Here is a 21,509-nt window from a genome sequence, read left to right as displayed (position 1 = left end):
GCCGTGCCGACGCCTCCACCCGCCGCGACGAGGAGGATCGCGGAGGGGCGCAGGTGGAGGGGTCGCGTCACTCCGCGAGGTCCCAGGGCGCCGGGCGCGACGGGTCGCGGTCGGCGCGCGGGACGACGAGCACGGGGCGGTGCTGGCGGTGCGCGAGGTGGGCGGCGACGCTCCCGCTGAGGAACTCGGCGATGCTCGCGAGCACGCCCGCGTCGCGGGTGCCGACCACGATCATCCGCGCGTCGACCTCCTCGGCGACCTCGGCGAGCGCCAGGGCGGGCTCGCCCCGCGCCGCGCGCAGCGACCACTGCACGGTGCTGCCGTGCAGCTCGTGCTCGACCGTCTCGCGGAGCCCGGGCGGGAGGGACGGGCCCTCGCCGCGGTCGGCCGCGGCGCCGACGAAGCCGAGCGGGATGCCGCCGGTCATCGGATCGACGTACTCGCCGACGAGGTACGGATCGGCCGAGACCGACACGAGCAGCAGGGCGGCTCCGGCGTCGGCGGCGACGCGGGCGGCGGTGCGCAGGACCTCGGGTCGCTGGCCGTCGACGATGCCGACGAGGACGGGCCCGGTGGGGGTGGGTGCGGTCATGAGGAGCTCCTTCCCGGTTGCGCCCCATCCTGGCACCGCACGGGCGCGAGCGGTCGGAGCATCCGTGCCGGATCCGTCGTGATCGTTCCGTCATGCGCGGGCCTCGGGCTAGAGTGGCTCGTCGCCGGATTCCCACCGGCCCCCGACCCCCGTCACCACCGTCATCCGAGGAGAACGCACGCGTGTCGAAGCCAGGCATTCCCACCCCTGAGGAGAGTGCCGGCACCCCGACCACTGCACCCCCGACCCGGCGCGAGGCCCGCGAGGCCGAGCGCCGTGCGGCCCGGGCCGAGGCGGAGACGGGCGCGGCGACCGCCGGTGCCGCGGTCGAGGGCAGCGGATCGGACGACTCCGCCGCTTCCGCAGGCGCTGACGACTCCGCGGACTCCATCGTCGACGCCGCATCGGCCGTGGCGCCCGCTCCGACCGTGTCGGTCGAGGTCCCCGCCGTCGCCTCCCCCGCCTCCCGGTCGATCCCGGCCTCTCCGCGCCGCGCGTCCGCCTCCCGCCCCGTCGCTCCCCGCGCCGCCGAGGCCGCCCGAGCCCGTGGCCTCAGCCGCCGCGCCCTGGCCTTCGGCACCTTCTCGGTGGTCGGCGGCCTCTTCGCCACGGCCGCGATCCCCGCGTACGGCGCCCGCAGCTCCTCCGCCACCGCGACCGGCCGCGCCGCCGCGAACCGGGTCGGCCTCCAGAACCTCACCGTCTCCTCCGACGCCGCCGGCCAGACCGCCGTCCGCGACGCCTTCGCCGCACCGACCCAGGCGCAGCTCGACGAGGCCAGCCGCCAGGCGGCCGTGCTCTCCGGATCCAACGGCGGCGAGTTCTCGACCGTGCAGACCCGCGCGGTCGGCGACGACTACCCGTGGCCCTACGAGACCATCGACGACGACGGCGGCGGACTCTCGCCCCTCGGCTACTACTACCGCGAGTGCGTCGACTTCGTGGCCTGGCGCCTCAACCGCGACGCCGGCCGCACCTCCGCGCCGTGGAAGTACACGTGGGGGAACATCACCCCGCTCGGCGGCAGCGCCTACGAGTGGCCGGACAACTGGGCCGCGAAGGGCTGGGCGACCAGCAGCGTCCCGATCGTCGGCTGCGTCGCGTGGTGGACCTACAACCACGTCTCGTACGTGCAGAAGGTCAACGACGACGGCACCGTGCTCCTCGAGGAGTACAACTACGGCGGCAAGCACAGCTACGTCACCCGCACCTTCCCCACCGCGCAGGTCCCGCTCTTCCTGTACCCGCCGGTCCTGTAGGGGGCCTGTTTCCGTCGCGCGTCGGCGGGCGATGCGTCGCGATCCGTCCCCAGCGCACGCCGACGGGCGAGGGGGTGCGATCCCGCGTCAGGCGAGCGCGGCGAGGAGGATCGCGAAGGCGGGCGTCGTTGGATCGACGAGCGCCATGTGGTCGGCGTCGGCGAGCTCGTGGAGCTGCACGGCGGGGTGCCGGTCGGCGTATCGGCGGCTGTAGGCGACAGGGACGTCCTCGTCGAGCGTGCCGTGGATCAACGTGGTCGGCTGCGGCGGCGCGGGCAACTGCGCGGGGTCGGCGCCCGGGAGCAGCGCGAGGTCGCCGCCGAGGAGCTCCCCCACGGCGTCGTCGCTGAGGCGGTCGGCGGAGGCGGCGGCCAGGTCGAGCACGCCCGCCAGCGCCACCACAGCGGCGACGTGCGGCGACGGACGGGCGGCCTGCGACCAGACGGCGAGGTGGCCGCCGGCGGAGTGGCCGACGAGGGTGACCGGCCCGGCGCCGGGCAGCAGCGCCGGGAGCGCCGCGAGCACGGCCAGGACGTCGTCGCCGGTGCCCGGCCAGCCGCCTCCCGGGTCGCCCGTGCGCCGGTACTCGGGGAGGAGCACGTCGTGCCCGCGGTCGGCCAGCGCCGCCGCGAGCGGCCGGGCGTGCCGCCGGTCCCACCGCGCCCGCCAGAACCCGCCGTGCACGAGCACGACCGGCCGGTGCGCCTCGCCGGGCGCCCCGCGGAAGACGTCCGCGATCTGCTCCGGCGCCTCCCCGTACCGGCGCACCTCGTCCGGCTCGCGCCCCTCCGTCTGCTGCATCCCCCCAGTACCTCCCCGTGAGACGCCACGTCGGTACGCCCGGCACGGCGTGTCGCGCACCGGAGCGGCATCCCGCGGAGAGGGAGGGGACCGCGTCAGGACTCGAACCAGCCCCGGGGGTGGTGGTCGGCCGTGAGGGACGTGCGCGGACGGGTCGGGCGGGCCCAGCGGACGGCGTTCGCCAGCACGCGCCGGATGTCCGGGTGGTGGTAGACGGGGTAGTCCTGGTCGCCGGGCGAGAAGTAGAAGACCTTCCCGAGGCCGCGGGTGTAGGTCACGCCGGAGCGGAACACCTCGCCGCCGGTGAAGGTCGACAGGAACACCGTCTCCTCCGGCACCGGGATGTCGAAGTACTCGCCGTACATCTCCTGCTCGGGGATGATCAGCGGGCTGGGCACGCCCTCGGCGATCGGATGGGTGGGCGCGATCGTCCAGACCAGCTCGCGGTCGCGGTCGTTGCGCCACTTCAGCGAGCAGGTCGTGCCCATGAGCGCCTTGAAGATCGACGAGTAGTGGCCCGAGTGCAGGACCAGGATCCCCATCCCCTCCTGCACGTGCCGCAGGACGCGCTGGACGACCTCGTCCGACACCTCCTCGTGCGCGATGTGCCCCCACCACAGCAGCACGTCCGTCGTCGCGAGCGCCTCCTCGGTGAGCCCGTGCTCGGGCTCGGGGAGCGTCGCGGTGCGCACCGAGACGGCGTCGCCGAGCGACTCCGCGAGTCCGTCCGCGATGACGCGGTGGATGCCGTCCGGGTAGTGGCGCAGCACGGTCTCGTCGCCGCGGGTCTCGTGGCGGAACTCGTTCCAGACGAGGACCTCGATCGGGGCGCTCACGCGACCGTCACCTCCTGCTTCTCGGCGGCGGAGCGGTAGATCGCGTCGACCACCCGGCTGCGGTGCAGCGCGTACTCGCCGTAGTGGCCGGAGTAGCGGGGGCCGCCCGCGGGCGCGTCGGCTCCCGAGGCGATCGCCTCCAGGAACTCGGCGATGACCGAGCGGTGGTGCCCGGCGGGGACCTTCACGTCGGGGTGCGAGACGGTCGGCGCTCCGGCGACCTCGGAGTAGAGCGTCAGAGTCCCCTCCGTGGCGTAGTCGGCGATGTGGAGGCGCGCGCCCCCGGCCGAGCCGAGCAGCTCGACCTCGATGTCCTCGTCGACCTTCGAGTAGCTGGCCCAGGAGGCGTCGAGCTGGAGCGAGCGGCCGTTGTCGAGGCGCAGCAGGGCGCTCGAGAAGTCCTCCACCTCGAACGCGTGCGTGCCGGTGGCGGCGACGCCGTGCGGGCGCCCTCCGCGGCCGGAGCGGCCGATCTCGCCGTACGCGACCGCCGAGACGCTGGTCACGCGCGGCTCGTCGAGCAGGTGCAGCGCGATGTCGAGCACGTGGGAGCCGAGGTCGATCAGCGGGCCGCCGCCGGCGAGCTCCTTGCTGGTGAACCAGGAGCCGATGCCGGGGATGCCGGTGCGCCGCTGCCAGCTCGCGCGGGCGTGGTAGACGTCGCCCAGCGGCGCGTCGTCGAGGTAGTCGCGGAGGAAGGCGACGTCGGCGCGGCGGCGGTGGTTGTAGGCGATCTCGAGCACCCGGTCGTTCGTGCGGGCGGCCTCGACCGTCTCGGCCGCCAGCTCGGCGGTGGTGGCGAGCGGCTTCTCGCAGAAGACGTGCTTGCCGCTCGCGAGCGCGGCCACGGCGATCGGGTGGTGCAGGTGGTTCGGGACGCCGATGGAGACGACGTCGAGGTCGTCGCGGGCGACGAGCTCCTCCCAGTCGGCGTAGAGGTCGGGGACGCCGCGGGTCGCGCCGAGTTCGTGCAGGCGCGCCTCCTCCTGGCCGGCGAGCGCGACGACGCGGGCGCCGGGCAGGGACTGGAAGGCGTCGAGGTGGGTGGTGCCGGCGAAGCCGAGGCCGACGACCCCCACGCGCAGCTCAGTGGTGTTCTCTGTCATGCGCCGAGCCTACTCGAATCGATTCGAGCACTCCATGGGCGGTGCGGCTTCCCGGAGCATCCGGCAGGCCGGCTTCAGGCCGCGAGACGCGCCTCGAGCGCGGCGAGCGACGCGCGCAGGGCCGGCGCCTCGAGGGCGTCGCCGTCGGCGGCGGCGTGCGCGGCGGCGAACGCCTGGACCTGGCGGTGCAGCTCGACGCGGGTCCCGCCGCGGGCGACGACCGCGAGCCGCTCGGCGAGGCGCACGCCGGCGCGGACGACGAGCGGCTGCTCCATCGCGTACGAGCGCAGGGCGAGGAACACGTCGGCCAGAAGCTCGCCCGCTCGAGGCCACGGGACGACTAGGCGGACGACTCCGTCGGCGTCGGAGTAGCGGCCGCGCGCCTCCGGCCGGCCGCAGAGGTCGACGAGCGCGCTGGTCAGGGCCTCGACGGCGCCGACCGCGGTGTACGGGTCGTTGGTGCCGGTCGCGAGCCCGCGGACTCCGATCTCGACCACCTGCTGGACGGCGTAGCGGAGGTCCTGGTGCGGGGTGCGGGCGTCGGCGACGACGACCGCGGCGACCGCCTCCTCCTGGGCGACGGACCCCTCCAGGACCTCGAGCACCGGGTCGCCGACGAGGACGTGGTCGCCGGGCAGCGCGAGCACCCGGAGCCGCGCGTCGCCGCGGCGGGCCAGGGCGACCAGCCGCTCGACCTCGAGCTGCTCGACGTAGCCCCCGCGCACCGCACGCAGCACGACCGGCTCGCGCCCCGCCGGCGGCAGGGCCTCCTCCGCGAGCAGTGCCCCCTCCGCATCCGTCGGCTCCTCCCCGTCCTCCGGGTGCAGCCGCTCGATGACGTCGACGAGCTCGCCGAGCACCCGCTGCTGCAGCGTCGTCACCTGCACCGACAGAGCGATGTGGTGGATGAAGTAGACGAGCACCGCGACGTCGCCCACCGCGAGCAGCACCGAGAACGAGACGGCCACCACCGGCACGAACGTCAGCGACGCGTCCTCCTCCGTGTGCACCGCGCGCAGCACGATCAGGGAGTACAGGAACGTGGAGGTGAGCACCGCCAGGACGATCTGGTTGCCGCGGTCGGCCATGAAGTTGCGGACCAGCCGGGGCCCGTAGGCGGAGGACGTGGTCGCCAGCACCGAGATCGTGATCGAGAACGAGGTCGCGGCGACGCCGAGCATCGTCCCGCCGATCGCCGAGAGGATCGCCCGGCCGCCGGTCGGCGACAGGTCCTCGATCAGGGGGATGTCGCTGACGCCGGCGCGGACCAGCAGGTGGTCGACCTCGACCAGCCCCAGCGCCAGCCCGACGGCGAGGACGCCGAACAGGGCGGGGAGGAACCAGAAGGATTCGCGGAGGTGGAGGAGCCGGGAGCGCATCCTCGAAGGCTAGAGCGGCGCCTTTTCGCGGGCCGCGCCGCCGCGGAGGCTTGCGCGCCGGGCCGGGACGTGCCGCGGTGCCTGCCGCGGAGGCGACGTCGCGTCAGGGCCGTCCGCACTGCGGGGGCGTCGTCGCGACGGACGCCGGACGCGCCGGAGGCGCCGACCCCCGGGGATCGGCGCCTCCACGGGGCGTCAGGTGACGTTGATGAGCGTGCGCTGCCAGCCGGAGGAGCCGTCGGGCGCGACCGGTGCGCGGTCCTCGATCTGGACCATGCCGTTCTTGTCGACCGCGCGGACCGCGACGTAGTGCGAGCCGGGCTGGGCGTCCCAGTCGACGAACCACTGCACCCAGGTGTCGAGGTTGACCGGGGTCGAGAGCGTCGCCTCCTGCCAGTCGCCGTTGTCGATGCTCACCTCGACCTTCTCGATGCCGATGCTCTGCGCCCAGGCGACGCCCGCGATCTTGAGAGCGCCCGAGGTGACGGGGACGCCGATCCGCGGGGTGTCGATCCGCGAGGACATCTTGATGGGGGCCTCGGCGGAGTAGCCGCGCGGGGTCCAGTAGGCCTGGTCGGCCTCGAAGGTGGTGACCTTGAGCTCGGTGAGCCACTTGGTGGCCGAGACGTAGCCGTAGAGGCCGGGCACGATCATCCGCACCGGGAAGCCGTGCTCGAACGGCAGGGGCTCGCCGTTCATGCCGACGGCGAGGATCGCGTCGAGGTTCTCGTCCGTGACCGCGGTGATCGGGGTGGACGCCGTGTAGCCGTCGCTGCTGGTCGAGAGGAGCATGTCGGCTCCGCTCTGCACGCCGGCCATCTTCAGCACGTCGCGCAGGGGTACGCCGAGCCACTTGGCGTTGCCGACGAGGTTGCCGCCGACCTGGTTCGAGACGCAGGTGAGGGTGATGCCGTACTCGTCGAGGCCCATGTCGAAGATCTGCTGGAGGTTCAGCGTCACCTCGCGGTCGACCATGCCGGTGATCTTCAGCGACCAGGCCGACGGGTCCAGGTTGGGCACGGTGAGGGCGGTGTCGACGCGGTAGAAGTCGGCGTTCGGCGTGTAGAGCGGCGTGATGCCCTCGATGTCGAGCTCGGCGCCCGCGGGGACCGAGACGGTGCTGCGCGGGGACGGCAGGCGCAGGGCGTCGCGGACGCCGGCGAGGGAGGAGGTCGCCGCGTTGACCAGGCGGGCGCCGGTGCCGACGACGGCCGCGCCGACGGCGGAGATCAGCGCGATGCGGAAGAAGCCGCGGCGCTCGAGGGCGCCCGGACGGGCCTCGGAGGATGTTCCCCTGGCCTCCGAGGCCCGGGCCGCACGCCAGCCGCGCAGGCGCGTGAAGAGGAGGTGCATGACGACGACGGCGACGACGAGTCCGACCAGCGTGGGCACCGCAGCGAGCGGCGACGCTCCGGTGCGGGTCACGATGGCGGCGATCGAGAGGCCGCCGGCGATCACGAGCAGCACCTGGCCGAGCGGCGGGCGGACCAGCTGGAGCACTCCGGCGATCGCGGCGGCGACGACGACCGCGGCGCCCACGCTGCCGAGCAGGAAGGTCTTGTCGTTCTCGCCGAACGTCTCGATCGCGAACTCCTTGAGCGGGCGCGGGACGATGTCGACGATGAAGGCGCCGAGCGCGAGCACGGGGCTCGCGGTGCGGGCGACCGCGAGGGCGATGAGCTCGGCGACGGCGAGAAGGACTCCGCCCGTGACGATGCCCGCGAGGGCGGCGAGCAGGAAGTAGAGAGCTCGATGCTCGCGCACGGGTGCCGCTGTCTGGTTCATGGAGGAGAGTTTTCTCCCGCGACCTGCCGTTTCCCAGGGTGTCCCTGGTTTGGTCGTGTAAACGCCTTTTTCATAACGAACAGGTAACGCACAGCGGCGGCATCTCGACGGGATCACCTCTCGCTCGGCCCGCCGCCGGGCCTCACCGCGCGCGACGCCCCCGCCGGAGGACCGCCGCGTTCGCGATGACGATGAGGGCGATCCCTATCCATCCGGCCGCGCCGACGTCCTGCCCGAGCACGACCGCGCCGATGAGGGCGGCCAGGACGGGATTGACGCTCATCAGCGTCCCGAACACGCTCGCCGGGAGCCTCCGGAGCGCGATCACGTCGGCCACGAACGGGACGGCCGTCGCCAGGACGCCGGCGCCGACCGCCAGGAGCACGGTGCCCGCGTCGGGGCGCGTCGAGACGAGCGTCCAGACGGCGACGGGCAGGAAGACGGCGGCGGAGATCCCGGTCGCCGTGGCGGTCCCCTGCGCTCCGGGCAGCCGGAGTCCGATGATCCGGTTGAGCAGGATGTACGCGGCCCAGCAGCACGCGGCCGCGAGACCGAGCGCGATCCCCAACTGGTCGGACGAGGGCCTCGGCCCGGCGATCGCGACGACGCCCGCTCCGGCGACGAGGGCGCAGAGCGCGCTGGTCCTGCTCCGGGAGCCGAGGAGCGCGACCGCCAGCGGCCCGCAGAACTCCAGGGTCACCGCCAGCCCCAGCCCGATGCGATCGATGGCCGCGTAGAGCGTGAGGTTCATCGCTCCGAACACCACGGCGAGGAGCAGGACGGGCCACCACTGCGCGCGGGTCAGGTCGCGGATCCGCGGCCGCACGACCGGGAGGAGGATCAGCGCGGCGACGATCTGCCGGACGGCGACCACTCCGACGGATCCCAGGACCGGGAAGGCCAGAGTCCCGGAGGCCGCCCCGAGCTGATTCGAGAGGGCGCTCGCGAGGGCGGTCGCGACGCCGACGGTCCGTCCGTCGCCGGGGAGCTGCTTCGTCATGCCGGAAGTCTGCGAGCCGTCCGGCCCCGGCTCACAATGCATCACCGGTCCGATCGATGCGGGAACCGCATGAATAGGATGCGGTCATGGATCTGGAACTGCGCCACCTCCGGTCGTTCGTCGGCGTCGTGGACGCCGGGACCTTCACCGACGCGGGGATCGACCTCGGCATCTCCCAGACGGCGGTCTCCCGCAACGTCGCGGCGCTCGAGTCCGTCCTCGGACGAAGGCTCCTCCACCGGACGACCCGCAGCGTCGAGCTCGCGCCGGCGGGCGAGCGGGTGCTGCGGCACGCCCGCCGCGTCCTGGCCGTCGTCGACGATCTGCGCGAGGAGGCGGCGGCCGGGACGGACACGATCCGGATCGGCTACGCCTGGTCGGCTCTCGGCGAGCACACCCAGGAGTTCCAGCGCCGCTGGGCCGCGGCGCTCCCCCGCCACGAGCTGCGGCTGATCCGCTCCAACACCCCCACCGCGGGGCTCGCGGAGGGCCTCAGCGACCTCGCGATCCTCCGGCGCGGATCTCCGGCTGCGGACGTCGAGTCGGCTCTGATCGGCACCGAGAAGCGCTACTGCGCCCTGTCCGTCGACGACCCGCTCGCCGCGAAGCGCACGGTCACGCTCGCCCAGGTGGCGACCGCTCCGCTCGCGCTCGACGACCGGACCGGGAGCACCCGGCTCGACCTCTGGCCCGAGCACGACCGGCCGCGGATCACCGTCCCGACGACCGACGTCGATGACTGGCTCACGGTGATCAGCAGCGGCTCCGCCCGCGGAGTGACCGCGGAATCGACGGTGAGCCAGTACCGACGGCAGGGCCTCGCCTACCGGGTCGTCCGCGACGCCCCGCCGGTCCCCGTGCACGCCGCGTGGATCCGGAGCGACCCGCCGCCCCTCCTGGGCGACGTCATCGGGCTGCTCCAGGGCCTCTACCGCACCTCCGACTGACGACGACGGCCGCCGGGGGCGATCCCCGGCGGCCGTCGTCGTCACGTCACTTGCAGGTGAGAGCGGAGTACGCGGCCTGCTTCGTGGTGGTCACCGATGCTCCGTCCACGGTCGCCGTCGCGGTCACCGTCGCCGAGCCCGCGGCCACCGAGGCGGCGCGGGTGGTGAAGGCGTGCGAGGCGCTCGACCCGGGAGCGATCCCGGTGAACGCCTTCGAGCCCCAGGCGGAGCCGAGGGTGATCCCCGCCGGGACCTTCGCATCGTTCCGAGCGGTGACCGTCACCACGACCTTGCCCGCCACGCAGCGGCTGGTGGCCGCCACGGTCGTCGGTACCGTCGCCGCGGAGGCGCGGACGATGGAGAGGCGGTAGGTCGCTGTCGTCGTGTGGTCCTGCGCCGACGACTCGACGACCACGCTCGTCGTGCCCGACGCCGCGAGCGGCACCGTGCGGCGGAGGGTGTCGTCGATCAGCACGCCGTCGACCTTCACCAGACCGCTGGGCACGGCCGGGTCCAGGTCGAGCGAGACGCTCGTCGTGCCGGCCGGCACCGTGAGCGTGTGGTCCCTGACCCCGGCGGCGAGAGCCGGCGAGAGCGTCCCGACGTCGGAGGAGAGCTTCGTCAGCTCCGGGTCCGCAGCGTAGGTGGTCGACTCGGTCGTGTAGACCCCGAAGACACCGCCGACGTAGCTGGATCCGGTGCCCTGGAAGCGCACCGTGACGACGGGGATCTTCTGCCCCTTCGCGTCGAGCACGTACTTCCCGCTCTGGTCGCGCTTGTAGCTGTCCTTCGCGGCGAGACCGCTGAGGATCGACGCCGGGATCCGGTCGTACTGGACGTACCAGCTCGTCGCTCCGGCCGCTCCCGAGACCACCTCGGTCTTGAGCTTCACGTCGTTGAGGTAGACGTCGAAGGTGCGTCCCGCGTCGCCGCCGTAGTAGCGGACCCCGAGGTAGTTCGCCGGCAGAGCCGGGTCGACGATCATGTCGTACTGGAAGTACGCCTCCGCCGAGCGCTCGCCGTCGCGGTACCCCTCGCCGCGCCAGGTCCCCACCGAGGACCGCGCGGTCTTGTAGTTCTTGTCGGCCTCGCTGTTGTTGTTGTCGAAGGAGGTGAGGGAGTCGATCGTCGTCTCGTCGACGCGCAGCTGCTCCTTCTGCGTCCGGATCAGCGCCTGGGCCGCGGCCGAGTCGGGCTCGATCAGGGTCATGTAGGTCGCGTAGCGGGCGTTGTAGAGGCTGTAGTACGGAGTGAACACCCGGGCGGCGGACGCGGCGTCGACGTTCTTCATGCCGAAGCGCATCGTCGTGCGGCCGTTGCCGTCCGCGCCGTCGGGCAGGCGGACCAGGTTGCCGCGGACCGCGGACTTCCAGGCCGCGGAGTCCGCGACGACGACGTTCGAGTTCACGGACTTGTCGGCCGTGCCCATGCGCACCAGGACGCCGGCGACGTAGGACGCCTCGACGTTCGAGCGGTTGAGCTCGGTCGCCAGCAGCACCGGTCCGTAGCGGAACGCGGTCCAGTCGGGGTTCTCCGTGTCCGCGACCGCGCTGACCGCGGCGGGCAGCTTCCAGGTCAGCACGTCACCGGCGGCGACGGCGACCGAGACGTATCCGGCCTGGGCCGTGACGGCACGGACGGCACCGTTCACGGTGAGCGTCGGCGCTCCGTCGATCCAGGACGGCACGCGCAGCTTGAGGGTCGTGTCCGCGGCCACGGCTCCTCCGGCCAGCGCTTCGACCCTCAGGGTCGCCGTGTCCGTGCTCGGGATGTCCGCCGTCTGGGTCAGCCGGAGGTTGTTCGCGGAGGAGCGGAGGACCGAGGAGCGGAACTGGTTCACGAAGACGGTCTTCGGCTTCTCGAAGTAGATCGAGTCGCCGAGCTTGGTGAAGCTCTCGATACCCGAGCCGTGGTCGCACCAGAACTCGTCGAGCTCGTGCCCGAAGACCTTGGCGTAGCCCGCGGTCTGCGGCTGGAAGTAGGTCACCATGCCGGTGTCCGGGTTCTGCACCGAGAGGACGCCGTTGATGAACGTCTCCTCGTAGAAGTCGGCGTACTTCACGTCCTCGGTCACCTGGAACAGCGCCCGGGTGAGCTTGAGCATGTTGTAGATGTTGCAGCCCTCGGAGGTCGAGTTCTCGCCGTAGCCGGTGGTCTGGCCGTTCGTGGCGTACTCGTACAGGGTGCCGGGTGCGTGGAAGTGCTCGGACTGGCTGTTGCCGCCGTTGGCGTAGGTGTGGGTCTCGTCGACCATGCGCCAGAAGTTCTCGGCGGCACGGCGGTACATGTCGAGATCCGACTTCTCCGCGGCGGTGAGCGTGGCGTAGAGCGCCGGGTCGTCGGTGAAGACGCGGTAGCGCTTCAGCGCGCCGATCAGCTTCGGGACGGTCGTGTTCGCGTGCAGCCCGTTGAGGACGTCCTCGTTGTTCGCGAGCTTCTGGAACAGCGCGGTCTCGTCGAAGTACTCGGCCGCGCGCTTGTGCGCCGGGTCGTGCGTGGTCTCGTACAGGCGGTAGAGCGCCTCGTTCATTCCGCCGTACTCCGTGTTCAGGAGCTGCCCGGGGTTGGCCTGGCGGCCCGCCCAGGCGGTGATCCAGCTGCCGAAGCCGCCGGCGACGACGAGCGCCTTCTGCGAGACGGCGTCGGGCGCCTGGTCGTGGGCGTCGAGGAGGCCTGCGAGCACCTTGTGCAGGTTGTAGAAGGGGACGAGCAGGCCGTCGCCGCCCGAGGGGAGGTAGCGGGTCGGGAACGGCGAGACGTAGCCGGCGTTCGCGGGGTCCTTCAGCGCGTAGGCGTCCTGGACCTTCTTCAGACCGTCGACGGAAGCGGTGAGCTTCGCGAGCAGAGCCGCCTTGGTGGCCGCGTCCTCCTCGGTCGCGTAGGCCTGCGAGAGCGCCGAGAGGTAGTGGCCGAAGAAGTGGCCCTGGAACCGGGTGCCGTTCTCGCGCTCCCAACCCCCGTATCCGCCGCTGGTGGTCGGCGTGAGCCCGGCCTCGCGGTAGAAGGAGTAGAGGAACATCTCGGGGTCGAGGCTCAGCAGGTACTCGACGGTCTGCTGCTCCCCGTTCTCGAGGTAGGGGTCCTGCACGGAGACGTCGGACAGGCCGGCCTCCAGAAGGTAGTTCGACGTCTTCACTCCCCGGGGCTGCACCTGGAGAGTGTAGGTCTTCGTGACCGCGGTGCTGCCCCCGTAGGTGGCGGAGCCGGTGAGGACGACCTGCGTCGCGGAGCCGGTGGGCGGCGTGACCGCGGCCGTGCCTCCGCTGATCGCGACGGTCGCCGGGTCGGAGGAGGTCCAGCTGAGGGCGGACCCCTTCGCGCCGACGGTGGGCAGGGTGAAGCCGGTGCTGGTGCTCGCGGGCGGGGCGACCAGCTCGAGGTCGGCCCGGGCGATGCTCGCGGGGTCGAAGGAGGGGTTGCCGGCCTTCGTCAGGGCGACGACGTCGGTGGTGGTCGCGACGCCGTTGTAGAGCGCGTAGTCGTCGAGCAGGCCGCGCAGGTGCGCGCCGTTGTACTGGGGGCCGTTGAAGCCGAGGGTCTTCGTCGAGGTGCTCTCGGAGCCGAGGACGCCTGATGCGGAGGAGGACGGCGCGGTCTTGACGACGGCGGTCTGCTTCACCCCGTTGCGGTAGAAGGCGACGGCCTTGGTGCTCTTGTCGTACGTGGCGACCACGTGCGTCCACTCCCCCGCGGGGAAGAAGCCGGAGCGGGCGGTCTCGACGGCGACCTTGTACGGCTGACCGCCGGACGGGCCGATCGAGAGGGCGAGCGGAGTGCCGTCGCCCTCGGAGGTGAGGTACCAGCCGTCGGAGTTGTAGGCGGTCTTGTTCCAGGTGAAGACCTGCTCACCGGTCATCGCGCTGGTCGGCTTGTACCAGAACGAGACGGTGAGGTCGGCGGGCTGCAGCGCCGCCGCAGTGCCGAGCGAGATCGCGTTCGATCCGGTGAACTCGAACGCCCGGCCGTTCAGGCCGGTGCCGTAGGAGGCGGTGCCCTTCTGCATCCCGAGGGCGGTACCACGACCGCTGGTGTCGGCGAGCGACCCGTCGAACGGGAGCTCGAGCACCTTCGCGGCGTCGAGCGAGGTGGTGGGGGCGGCCTGGGCCGTGGGGCCGACCGACAGGAGACCCGCCGTCAGCGCCATCACCGCCACGGTGGCCAGGGGGAGTCGTCGTCTCATTCGTGAGGCCTCTCGTCGTTGAGAAATCCGGCCCAGGGGGGCGGGCCGCCTCGAATGTTACCGTTAACAATAGTTTTCGGTGAGGTTTCGGTGAGAGGACTGACAGGGTCCTCGAGCGCTCAGCGGCGCCGGTCCAGAGCCGCCCGGAGGTACGGAGCGGTGCGGCTGCCCGCGGCCTCGGCGACCTCCTCCGGAGTGCCCGTCGCGACCACCGAGCCGCCGGCCCGGCCCGCCCCCGGGCCGAGGTCCACGACCCAGTCCGCGTCGGCGACGACGCGCATGTCGTGCTCGACGACGATCACCGTGTTGCCCGCGTCGACGAGGTGCTGCAGGTGCTCGAGCAGGCGGTCGGCGTCGGCGGGGTGCAGGCCCGACGTCGGCTCGTCGAGCAGGTAGAGCGTGTCCCCGCGCTGGGCGCGACGCAGCTCCGAGGCGAGCTTCACCCGCTGCGCCTCTCCCCCGGACAGCTCGGGCGCCGGCTGGCCGAGCGAGACGTAGCCGAGCCCCACGTCCACCAGAGCGTCGAGGTGGCGGGCGACCTCGCGGTCCTCGGCGAAGGCCTCGCGCGCGTCGGCGACGCTCAGCGCGAGGACGTCGGCGATCGTCCGGCCGCCGAGGGTGACCTCGAGGGTCTCGTCGTTGTACCGGGTGCCGCCGCACGCCGTGCAGGGCGCCTCGACGGTCGGGAGGAACAGCAGCTCCACCTCCACGGAGCCCTCGCCCTTGCAGACGGGGCAGCGCCCGCTGGGCAGGTTGAAGGAGAAGCGGCTCGCCGAGAAGCGGCGGCGCTTCGCCTCCGGGGTGGCCGCGAAGAGCGTCCGCACCCGGTCGAACAGACCCGTGTAGGTCGCGACGTTCGAGCGCGAGGTCCGGCCGATCGGGGTCTGGGTCACCTGCACCACCCGGCGCAGGCGGTCCGCGGGCCCGGAGGCGGTGCCGCGGGTCGCCGCCGCGGCCGCGTCGAGCAGCGGGTCCGCCTCCCCGCCCTCCTCGGCCGGCGCGTCCTCGGCGACGTCGGCGCGGAGCGAGGCGCGCAGCAGATCGGGCAGCGCCTGGTTCACGAGCGTCGACTTGCCCGATCCGGAGACGCCGGTGACCGCGGTGAGCACCCCGACCGGGAACGCGACGGAGAGGTCGCCGAGGGTGTGCCGCGAGACTCCGGCGAGCTCGATCCACTGCTCCGCGGTGCGGCGGGAGCGCAGCGGCGCCGGGTCGCCCTCGGGGAAGAGGTAGCGGCGGGTGACGGAGTCGCGGGCGCCCGGCAGGCCGTCGAGCGGGCCGGAGTAGACGACGGTGCCGCCCCCCGACCCCGCGCCCGGGCCGATGTCGACGATCCAGTCGGCCTCGCGGATGACGTCGAGGGAGTGCTCGACGAAGAAGACGGTGTTGCCGGTCGCCCGCAGGGTCCGCAGGATGCCGAGCAGCGCCTCCGTGTCGGCGGGGTGCAGGCCCGTGGACGGCTCGTCGAGCACGAAGACGACGCCGAAGAGGCGCGAGAGCACCTGCGTCGCGAGGCGCATCCGCTGGAGCTCCCCCGAGGAGAGCGTCGGCGTGGAGCGGTCGAGCGAGAGGTGGCCGAGGCCCAGGTCGACGATCGGCGCGAGGCGGGCGACGAGGTCCTCGACCAGCCGCTGCGCGGCCAGGCGGGTCTGCGGAGCGCCGTCGGCCGGGGTCCAGCCGGGCTCCAGCACGCGCCGCGCGACGACGACCAGCTCCTCGAGCGGGAGCGCTGACAGCTCGGTGATGTCGAGCCCCTCGAAGGTGACGGCGAGCGCGTCGGGCTTCAGCCTCCGGCCGCCGCACACCGGGCAGGCGACGCTGACGACGAACGAGGCCGCGCGCTCGCGCATCCGGGCGCTCTTCGAGCCGGCGAAGGTGTCGAGCACGTAGCGGCGCACCCCGAGGAACGTGCTCATGTAGCGCGGCTCGTCACCGGCCGCCACGGCCGCGCGCACCTCCGCGGGAGAGCGGTCGGTCCACACGGGAACCTGCGGGGAGTCAGGAGTGTGCAGGATCCAGTCGCGGTCCTCCGCGGGCAGGTCGCGCCACGGAGCGTCGATGTCGTGTCCGAGCGAGATCAGGCTGTCGCGCAGTTGCTTGCCGTGCCAGGCGGTCGGCCAGGCGGCGAGCGCCCCGTCGCGGATCGAGAGGGAGTCGTCCGGCACCATCAGCTCGTCGGGGACGTCGTAGACCCGGCCGATGCCGTGGCAGCTGGGGCACGCGCCCTGCACGGTGTTGGCCGAGAAGTCCTCTGCGAGCAGCATCGGCGCGCCCTCGGGGTAGGCGCCGATGCGCGAGAACACCATCCGCACCACGCTCGAGAGCGTCGTCGCACTGCCGACCGTGGAGCGGGCCGAGCCTCCGGAGCGCCGCTGCGGGAGGGCGACGGCCGGCGGCAGGCCCTCGATCGAGTCGACGTCCGGCACGCCGACCTGGTCGATCAGCCGCCGCGCGTAGGGGGCGACCGACTCGAAGTAGCGGCGCTGCGCCTCCGCGTAGAGCGTGCCGAAGGCGAGCGAGCTCTTGCCCGATCCGGAGACCCCCGTGAAGGCGACGAGGGCGTCGCGCGGCACGTCGACGTCGATGCTCCGGAGGTTGTTCTCGCGGGCGCCGCGCACGCGGACGTGGTCGAGGGGGTCGGTGGTTCCAGGCGCGCTCATCCGTACAGCCTGCCGTGCCGGGATGTGGGGCGGCCGCCGCGGAGCTCCGAGGCGCTCGACGCCGAGACGGCCCGCTCCCGGCCGAGGCACCGCGGTGGGGCGGTGTCTCGGCGGGGGCGGGCCGTCTCGGCGTCAGCGGCGCGCGTGCGTCAGCAGGTGCGCGCCGGGTAGGCCGCGGTCAGGGCGCCCGCGGTGAGCGAGGCGGCCGGGACCGAGGCCTGACGGGTGGTGAAGGCGGCCGAGGCGCTGGCGCCGGGGGCGGCGGTCAGCGTCTGCGAGGCGCCGAACGGCGAGCGGATGACGACCGAGAGGGGCGTCGCGCCCGTGTTCTTCACCACTCCGGTGAGGACGACCTTGCCCGCGACGCAGCGGGTGGACGCGGTGAGCGTCGAGGTCGGTGCCGTCACCACCACGGTCGCGGTGACCGTGACGGCCGTGGAGCTCGAGAGCCGACGGTCGGCGGCGTTGTAGGCCGTCGATCCGTTCGCGCCCACCCACTGGTTGTCGTTTGCACCGATCGTGCGGACGACTCCGGTGACGGAGTAGCGGCCGGGCGCCGTCGCCACCGCGGAGGTGTTCCAGGTGACCGGCTGCGAGGCGGTGCCCCGGTTGTAGGCGAGCACGACGTCGGCGCGGGCGGGCAGAGCCGCCGCGGCGTCGGTGCCGGAGGCGACCGTCACCTCGCCGAGGTCCGAGCGGACCGCGGAGGCGGCGTCGGCCGAGCGGACCTCGGCATACTGCCCCGCGGTCAGCGAGACGATGCCGCCGTGCTTGGTCGACGAGGCGAGCGAGAAGCCCGGGTCGGTGAGCTGGGTCCAGCCCGTGTCGAGGTCGTTCGTCACCATCGGCTTGTAGCCGGTCGCGGGGATCACGTCGACGTACAGGTACCAGGTGTCCTCGCCGTGGTCCTTGAACACCGCGGGGCCCTCGACCCCACCGGGGTTGCCGCCGGACCACACCGCGCCGATGCGCGACTGGATCTGCGTCCACGAGGTCGTCGGCAGCCACCAGGTCGCCGAGGTGGTCGACTCCATGTAGATGCCCTTGCCGGTGCCGTTGTCCTTCGAGATCCGGTAGGTCGTGCCGGAGTCCTGGATCAGCGTGGTGTCGATCGTGTCGGCCCCGGTGTCGATGAAGGTGCCGCCGTACGAGTAGGTGGCCTGCGTGAAGTCCGTGGTCGCTCCCCAGAGCACGCGGGAGGATCCGGTGCCCGGCGTGTGCGCCGCGGTCGGGTAGACCGTCGAGGACCAGTAGACGACGAACGCGCCCTTGCCGGGTCCCGCGTAGTCCGGCACCCACGTGGCCTCGGGAGCCCACATCATGCCGGCCTCGAGCTTCTTCGTCCCCGCGGCGTCGAGCGCCACGTCGAACTGGCGGACGTCGCTCCACGACACGAGGTCGCTCGACTCCCAGACGTTCATCTTCGTGCTGCCCTTGGTGGTCCAGTAGCACCAGGTGTCGCAGGTGCTGGGGCCCCGGTCGCCGCCGAAGACGCGGAGGTCCGTGGCGATGATGTAGTACTTCTTCGTGTCGGGGTTGTAGGTCAGGTACGGGTCGCGGACACCGGTGGTGCCGAGGTCGGAGGCCAGGATCGGCTTCGCGCCGTTGAGCGGGTCCCACTTCTCCGGGTCGTCGCCGCGGGAGACGTCGAGGTAGATCTTCTCGGCGTAGCCCTGGGAGTCCTCGACGAAGTGGACCATCATGTAGCCGTAGGGGGTGTCGACGCCGACCTGCGGCTCGACCGTCACGGCGATCGAGCGGGTCTGCACGATTCCGCGGATCGACGCCGTCGCGGTGAGCGTCGAGGCGCGCGCGGCCTGGCCCACGGCGGGGCGGTCGGCGCTGAGGGTGCGGCCGTCGGCCGAGACGCGCAGGGTCGGGTCGCTGGAGGACCAGGTCACCGCTCCCCCGTAGTCGGGCAGGTTCGTGGTCGAGTCGTCGACGGTGAGCGGGGCGACCCCGGCCAGCACGGCGGCGGCGATCGGGGAGAACGTGGAGGCGTGAGGCTTCGCGTCGACGCTCGACACGGCCACCACCTCCGCCCCGGTGAGCGCGCGGTCGTAGACGCGGAACGCCGAGACCTCGCCCGTGTAGAACGGGTCGGGGTACGGTGCTCGGCCGATCGTGTTCAGCGACTGGTCCGCCACCGACGAGGGGCGCAGAGCGGTGGGCGCCGAGGCGACCTGGACGCCGTCGACGAAGAACGAGATCGTGCCGGCGCTGCCGTCGATCACCGAGGTGAGGCTGTACCAGCGGTCGGCGGTGAGGGCGGAGGCGCTGCGGGCGTTGTTCTCGCCGTTCCCTCCGCTGGTCGTGATCGCGGTGCGCACGCGATCGCGGACGGACGCGAACCAGTACTGGTTCGTACTGTCGCTGCCGATGTTCCACAGGAAGTGGAAGTTCGAGAGCATCGACGCGTCGGCGCGGGTCTCGATCGTGACGGTGGCCGACGAGCGGCCGGTCAGCAGGTTCGCGGGCAGCTGCACCCAGGGGGCCGTGGTGCTGCTCTTGGGGCCGCCGGTGAGGCGGAGCGACGTGCCGGTCCAGAGCGCGTCGGTCGCGTTGCGGACGGTGGCGGCTCCCACGCCTCCGCTCACGGTGTTCGGGACCGTGCTGCCGGTGGTCTGCGTGAACCGGTAGTCGGCGAGGAGGCCCTGCTGCGGGATCACGGCATCGGCCGCCTGCGCTGCCGGAGCCGGGGCGACGAGGCCCGAGAGCAGCACTGCTCCGAGGCCGAGCGCGGCGAGCGCGGCGCGCAGCGGCGCTCGCCGCGCGGGTGTGGTGGTGGGGGGCATGGTGCTCCTTCAGTGGAGTGGTGCGGTTCAGGGAGGGGGAGAGGATCTCGGGGTGCCGAGCCCTGCTCGGTCGAGCAGCGCCGTCAGGGGCGTGTCGGAACCTGTGTGCGGAGCACGAGGGGCTCGATACGCCGCTGGGCGGCTGCTCGACAGGCAGGGAGGGGCAGCCGCTCGACCGGCACGAGGGATCAGCCGCCGGGGTTCATGTCGGTGTACCCGGTGGTCGGGGCGGTGGTGCCGAGTGCCGCGAGGGTGGGCGCCTTCCGCATCACGACGGGGTTGCCCGGGCTGTCGCGACCATGGAGCAGTCGCCGTCGTGGAACTCGATCGCGGGGTCGGCGGTGTCCGGCGCGATCGGGTCGGTGGAGGTCGGCTCGCCGAGGGCGACGGCCGGGGAGGCGGCGGTGTAGGGCAGCGGAGCCACCGCGGCGAGGAGGATCAGCAGCCCGGCCGTGTGGTGGCGCCGGAGCCCCGCGGATCGGGGGAGCTCGGCGTCGACGGGCGTCGATGCGGTCGTCATCGTGACTCCATCGTCAAGGGGCGGCGTGGGGCCCGGAGGCGCACCGTGAGCGGCGCGCCCCCGGGGGCTGGGGGGCTGCGGAGAGGCGCCGGAGGGCGCCAAGGGGAGAGGCCCGGTGGACCCCGGAGAAGAACTCGCCGTGACTCGCAGGATCCGGCGCGACCTCCACCTCGAGGCCTCCGACGCCGCCAGCTGCACGGTTTGTTCACGGTAACAGGGCGTCTGCGCAAACTCAACGGCCCCCGTGAGCGGGGGTGGCATCACTTCACGGCGCCTGCGGTCCGCGCGGTCGCTTTCGTCACGGAGGAAGGATCCGCGGCGCCCCGTGGAACGGCGCAGGCGACGTGGGCCGGATCGGACGTTCGTCGTGAGTCGTGATCAGCACCGCCGTCCCGAGCCGCCGTCCTCTTTCTTCCACCGCCGCTCGCGCCTCCGCCGCCGCTGTCAAGAGGGGAGAGACGGTCCGCGCCCCTCGCCTAGGGTGCCGGGATGCCCCGCACCCGGACGTCCCGCGCCGCCCTCGCCTGGCGGGAGGCGGTCACCGGCTCGCGCCTGATGCTCGCTCTCAAGACGGCGCTGGCGGTCGGCATCGCCTGGGCCGTCGCGCCGCTCGCTCCCGGAGTCGCGGAGCAGTACCCGTACTACGCGCCGCTCGGCGCCCTGGTCAGCATGTACCCGACCCTGATGGGCTCGGTCCGCACCGGACTGCAGACCCTGCTCGGCCTGGCGGCGGGGATCGGGCTCGCCGCCCTCGTGGTGGTCACCGTCGGCCCGACCTGGTGGACGATCCCGCTCGTCCTCGGGATCGGCGTGGTCCTCTCGGGGACGGGGTGGTTCGGCGCGGGCCGCGAGTACGTGCCGATGGCGGCCCTCTTCGTGCTCATCATCGGCGGGGCCGACGCCGAGGACTACTCCCTCGGCTACCTCGTGCAGATGGCGGTGGGCGTGGTGGTGGGGCTGCTGGTGAACGTGGTCGTCGCCCCCGGGCTCACCGTCGAGGCGGCCTCCGCCCGGGTCGACGCGTTCCGGCGCGAGCTCGCGGAGCACCTGCGCCAGCTGGCCGCCGCGCTCGAGGAGACGTGGCCACCCGAGCACGAGGCGTGGGCGCGCAACGGCGAGGAGCTGGCCCGGACGGCGGAGGAGGTCCGCGCGGCCCTCGCGGACGCGGACGAGAGCCGCAAGGGCAACCCGCGCGCGCTGCTGCACCGGCGCGACTCCCGACCCGACCACCTCCGCCTCGAGACGCTCGACGCGATCCTCTTCCACGTCCGCGATCTGAGCGGCGCCCTCGCGGACACCATCTGGGAGCGGCCGGGCGCGCTCCCGTTCGATCCGGCGCTCGGGCCGCCGCTGAGTGAGGCCTGCCGGGCGGTCGCCGACGCGATCGACCGCGACGACGCCGGCTCCCCCGCCGCGCACCGGGCGATCGGGGGCGCGGCCCGCGCGATCCGGCACCTCGTGCAGGTCGTCGACGAGCGGACCGCCGCGACCTCCCGGACCCTCGGGCCCGGCGTCCTCGCGGCGATGCACCTCCGCCGCGTCCTGGTGCGCCTGCAGCACGACGGCGCGGAGCCGCAGGAGGAGTGAGGGCTGGTGTCTTCCTTCCCATACTGATATGGTGATGGGACATCAGGAGGACGGGGACGACG

14 protein-coding genes are annotated in these 21,509 nt (G+C 72.9%); 3 read left to right on the top strand and 11 right to left on the bottom strand.

The window, feature by feature from the left end; all coding sequences use genetic code 11:
* Nucleotides 1–67 precede the first annotated feature (67 nt).
* Nucleotides 68–592: a universal stress protein gene (locus tag C5C74_RS10695; protein WP_104308825.1), complete on the bottom strand. Its 525-nt coding sequence runs from the start codon at nt 590–592 to the stop codon at nt 68–70.
* Between the two features lie 182 nt (nt 593–774).
* Here C5C74_RS10695 and C5C74_RS10690 point away from each other — a divergent pair, with 182 nt between their 5' ends.
* Nucleotides 775–1,851 carry a CHAP domain-containing protein gene (locus C5C74_RS10690; RefSeq protein WP_181134688.1) on the top strand — a complete coding sequence of 359 codons (1,077 nt, stop codon included), beginning with the start codon at nt 775–777 and terminating at the stop codon, nt 1,849–1,851.
* 87 nt (nt 1,852–1,938) lie between these two features.
* On the opposite strand, the gene C5C74_RS10685 is transcribed toward C5C74_RS10690, so the two are convergent.
* The 6 genes from C5C74_RS10685 to C5C74_RS10660 all read right to left on the bottom strand — a co-directional run bounded on the left by C5C74_RS10685 (nt 1,939) and on the right by C5C74_RS10660 (nt 8,758).
* A complete protein-coding gene (locus C5C74_RS10685; protein WP_104347112.1) occupies nt 1,939–2,652 on the bottom strand; it encodes an alpha/beta hydrolase in 714 nt (237 codons plus the stop codon).
* A gap of 95 nt (nt 2,653–2,747) precedes the next feature.
* Entirely contained in the window at nt 2,748–3,476 is a 729-nt protein-coding gene (locus tag C5C74_RS10680; protein WP_104351508.1) for a ThuA domain-containing protein, read from the bottom strand.
* An 8-nt stretch (nt 3,477–3,484) separates the two neighbouring features.
* Nucleotides 3,485–4,594: a Gfo/Idh/MocA family protein gene (locus C5C74_RS10675; RefSeq protein WP_104351507.1), complete on the bottom strand. Its 1,110-nt coding sequence runs from the start codon at nt 4,592–4,594 to the stop codon at nt 3,485–3,487.
* 74 nt (nt 4,595–4,668) lie between these two features.
* The gene (locus tag C5C74_RS10670) at nt 4,669–5,973 is read right to left on the bottom strand and encodes a DUF2254 domain-containing protein (protein ID WP_104347109.1); all 1,305 of its coding nucleotides are present in this window, start codon (nt 5,971–5,973) and stop codon (nt 4,669–4,671) included.
* Between the two features lie 195 nt (nt 5,974–6,168).
* Nucleotides 6,169–7,758, bottom strand: coding sequence for a molybdopterin-dependent oxidoreductase (locus tag C5C74_RS10665; RefSeq protein WP_104226578.1), 1,590 nt, complete (start codon nt 7,756–7,758; stop codon nt 6,169–6,171).
* Between the two features lie 142 nt (nt 7,759–7,900).
* Nucleotides 7,901–8,758, bottom strand: a complete 858-nt coding sequence (locus C5C74_RS10660) for a DMT family transporter (protein ID WP_104327614.1) — start codon at nt 8,756–8,758, stop codon at nt 7,901–7,903.
* Nucleotides 8,759–8,844: 86 nt separating this feature from the next.
* Between C5C74_RS10660 and C5C74_RS10655 the strand changes: the two genes are divergently transcribed.
* Nucleotides 8,845–9,705, top strand: a complete 861-nt coding sequence (locus C5C74_RS10655) for a LysR family transcriptional regulator (RefSeq protein WP_104222432.1) — start codon at nt 8,845–8,847, stop codon at nt 9,703–9,705.
* A 46-nt stretch (nt 9,706–9,751) separates the two neighbouring features.
* Here C5C74_RS10655 and C5C74_RS10650 read toward each other — a convergent pair whose 3' ends face one another.
* The 4 genes from C5C74_RS10650 to C5C74_RS10635 all read right to left on the bottom strand — a co-directional run bounded on the left by C5C74_RS10650 (nt 9,752) and on the right by C5C74_RS10635 (nt 19,860).
* Entirely contained in the window at nt 9,752–13,885 is a 4,134-nt protein-coding gene (locus C5C74_RS10650) for a beta-L-arabinofuranosidase domain-containing protein (RefSeq protein ID WP_104292559.1), read from the bottom strand.
* A gap of 119 nt (nt 13,886–14,004) precedes the next feature.
* Nucleotides 14,005–16,545 carry an excinuclease ABC subunit UvrA gene (locus tag C5C74_RS10645; protein WP_104351506.1) on the bottom strand — a complete coding sequence of 847 codons (2,541 nt, stop codon included), beginning with the start codon at nt 16,543–16,545 and terminating at the stop codon, nt 14,005–14,007.
* Between the two features lie 149 nt (nt 16,546–16,694).
* Nucleotides 16,695–19,340, bottom strand: coding sequence for a LamG-like jellyroll fold domain-containing protein (locus C5C74_RS10640; RefSeq protein ID WP_104307977.1), 2,646 nt, complete (start codon nt 19,338–19,340; stop codon nt 16,695–16,697).
* A 268-nt stretch (nt 19,341–19,608) separates the two neighbouring features.
* Nucleotides 19,609–19,860 (bottom strand): hypothetical protein, encoded by a 252-nt coding sequence (locus tag C5C74_RS10635; protein WP_104263513.1) that lies wholly within the window; start codon nt 19,858–19,860, stop codon nt 19,609–19,611.
* Between the two features lie 489 nt (nt 19,861–20,349).
* On the opposite strand from C5C74_RS10635, the gene C5C74_RS10630 reads away from it, so the two are divergent.
* Nucleotides 20,350–21,447, top strand: coding sequence for an aromatic acid exporter family protein (locus tag C5C74_RS10630; protein WP_104351505.1), 1,098 nt, complete (start codon nt 20,350–20,352; stop codon nt 21,445–21,447).
* The last annotated feature ends 62 nt before the right edge of the window (nt 21,448–21,509 follow it).

It is taken from the genome of Rathayibacter sp. AY1E8 (genome assembly GCF_002931415.1).
Classification (GTDB): domain Bacteria; phylum Actinomycetota; class Actinomycetes; order Actinomycetales; family Microbacteriaceae; genus Rathayibacter.
The sequence above is the reverse complement of the archived record's forward strand: the minus strand, read 5'-3'. Positions and strand labels throughout refer to the sequence as shown.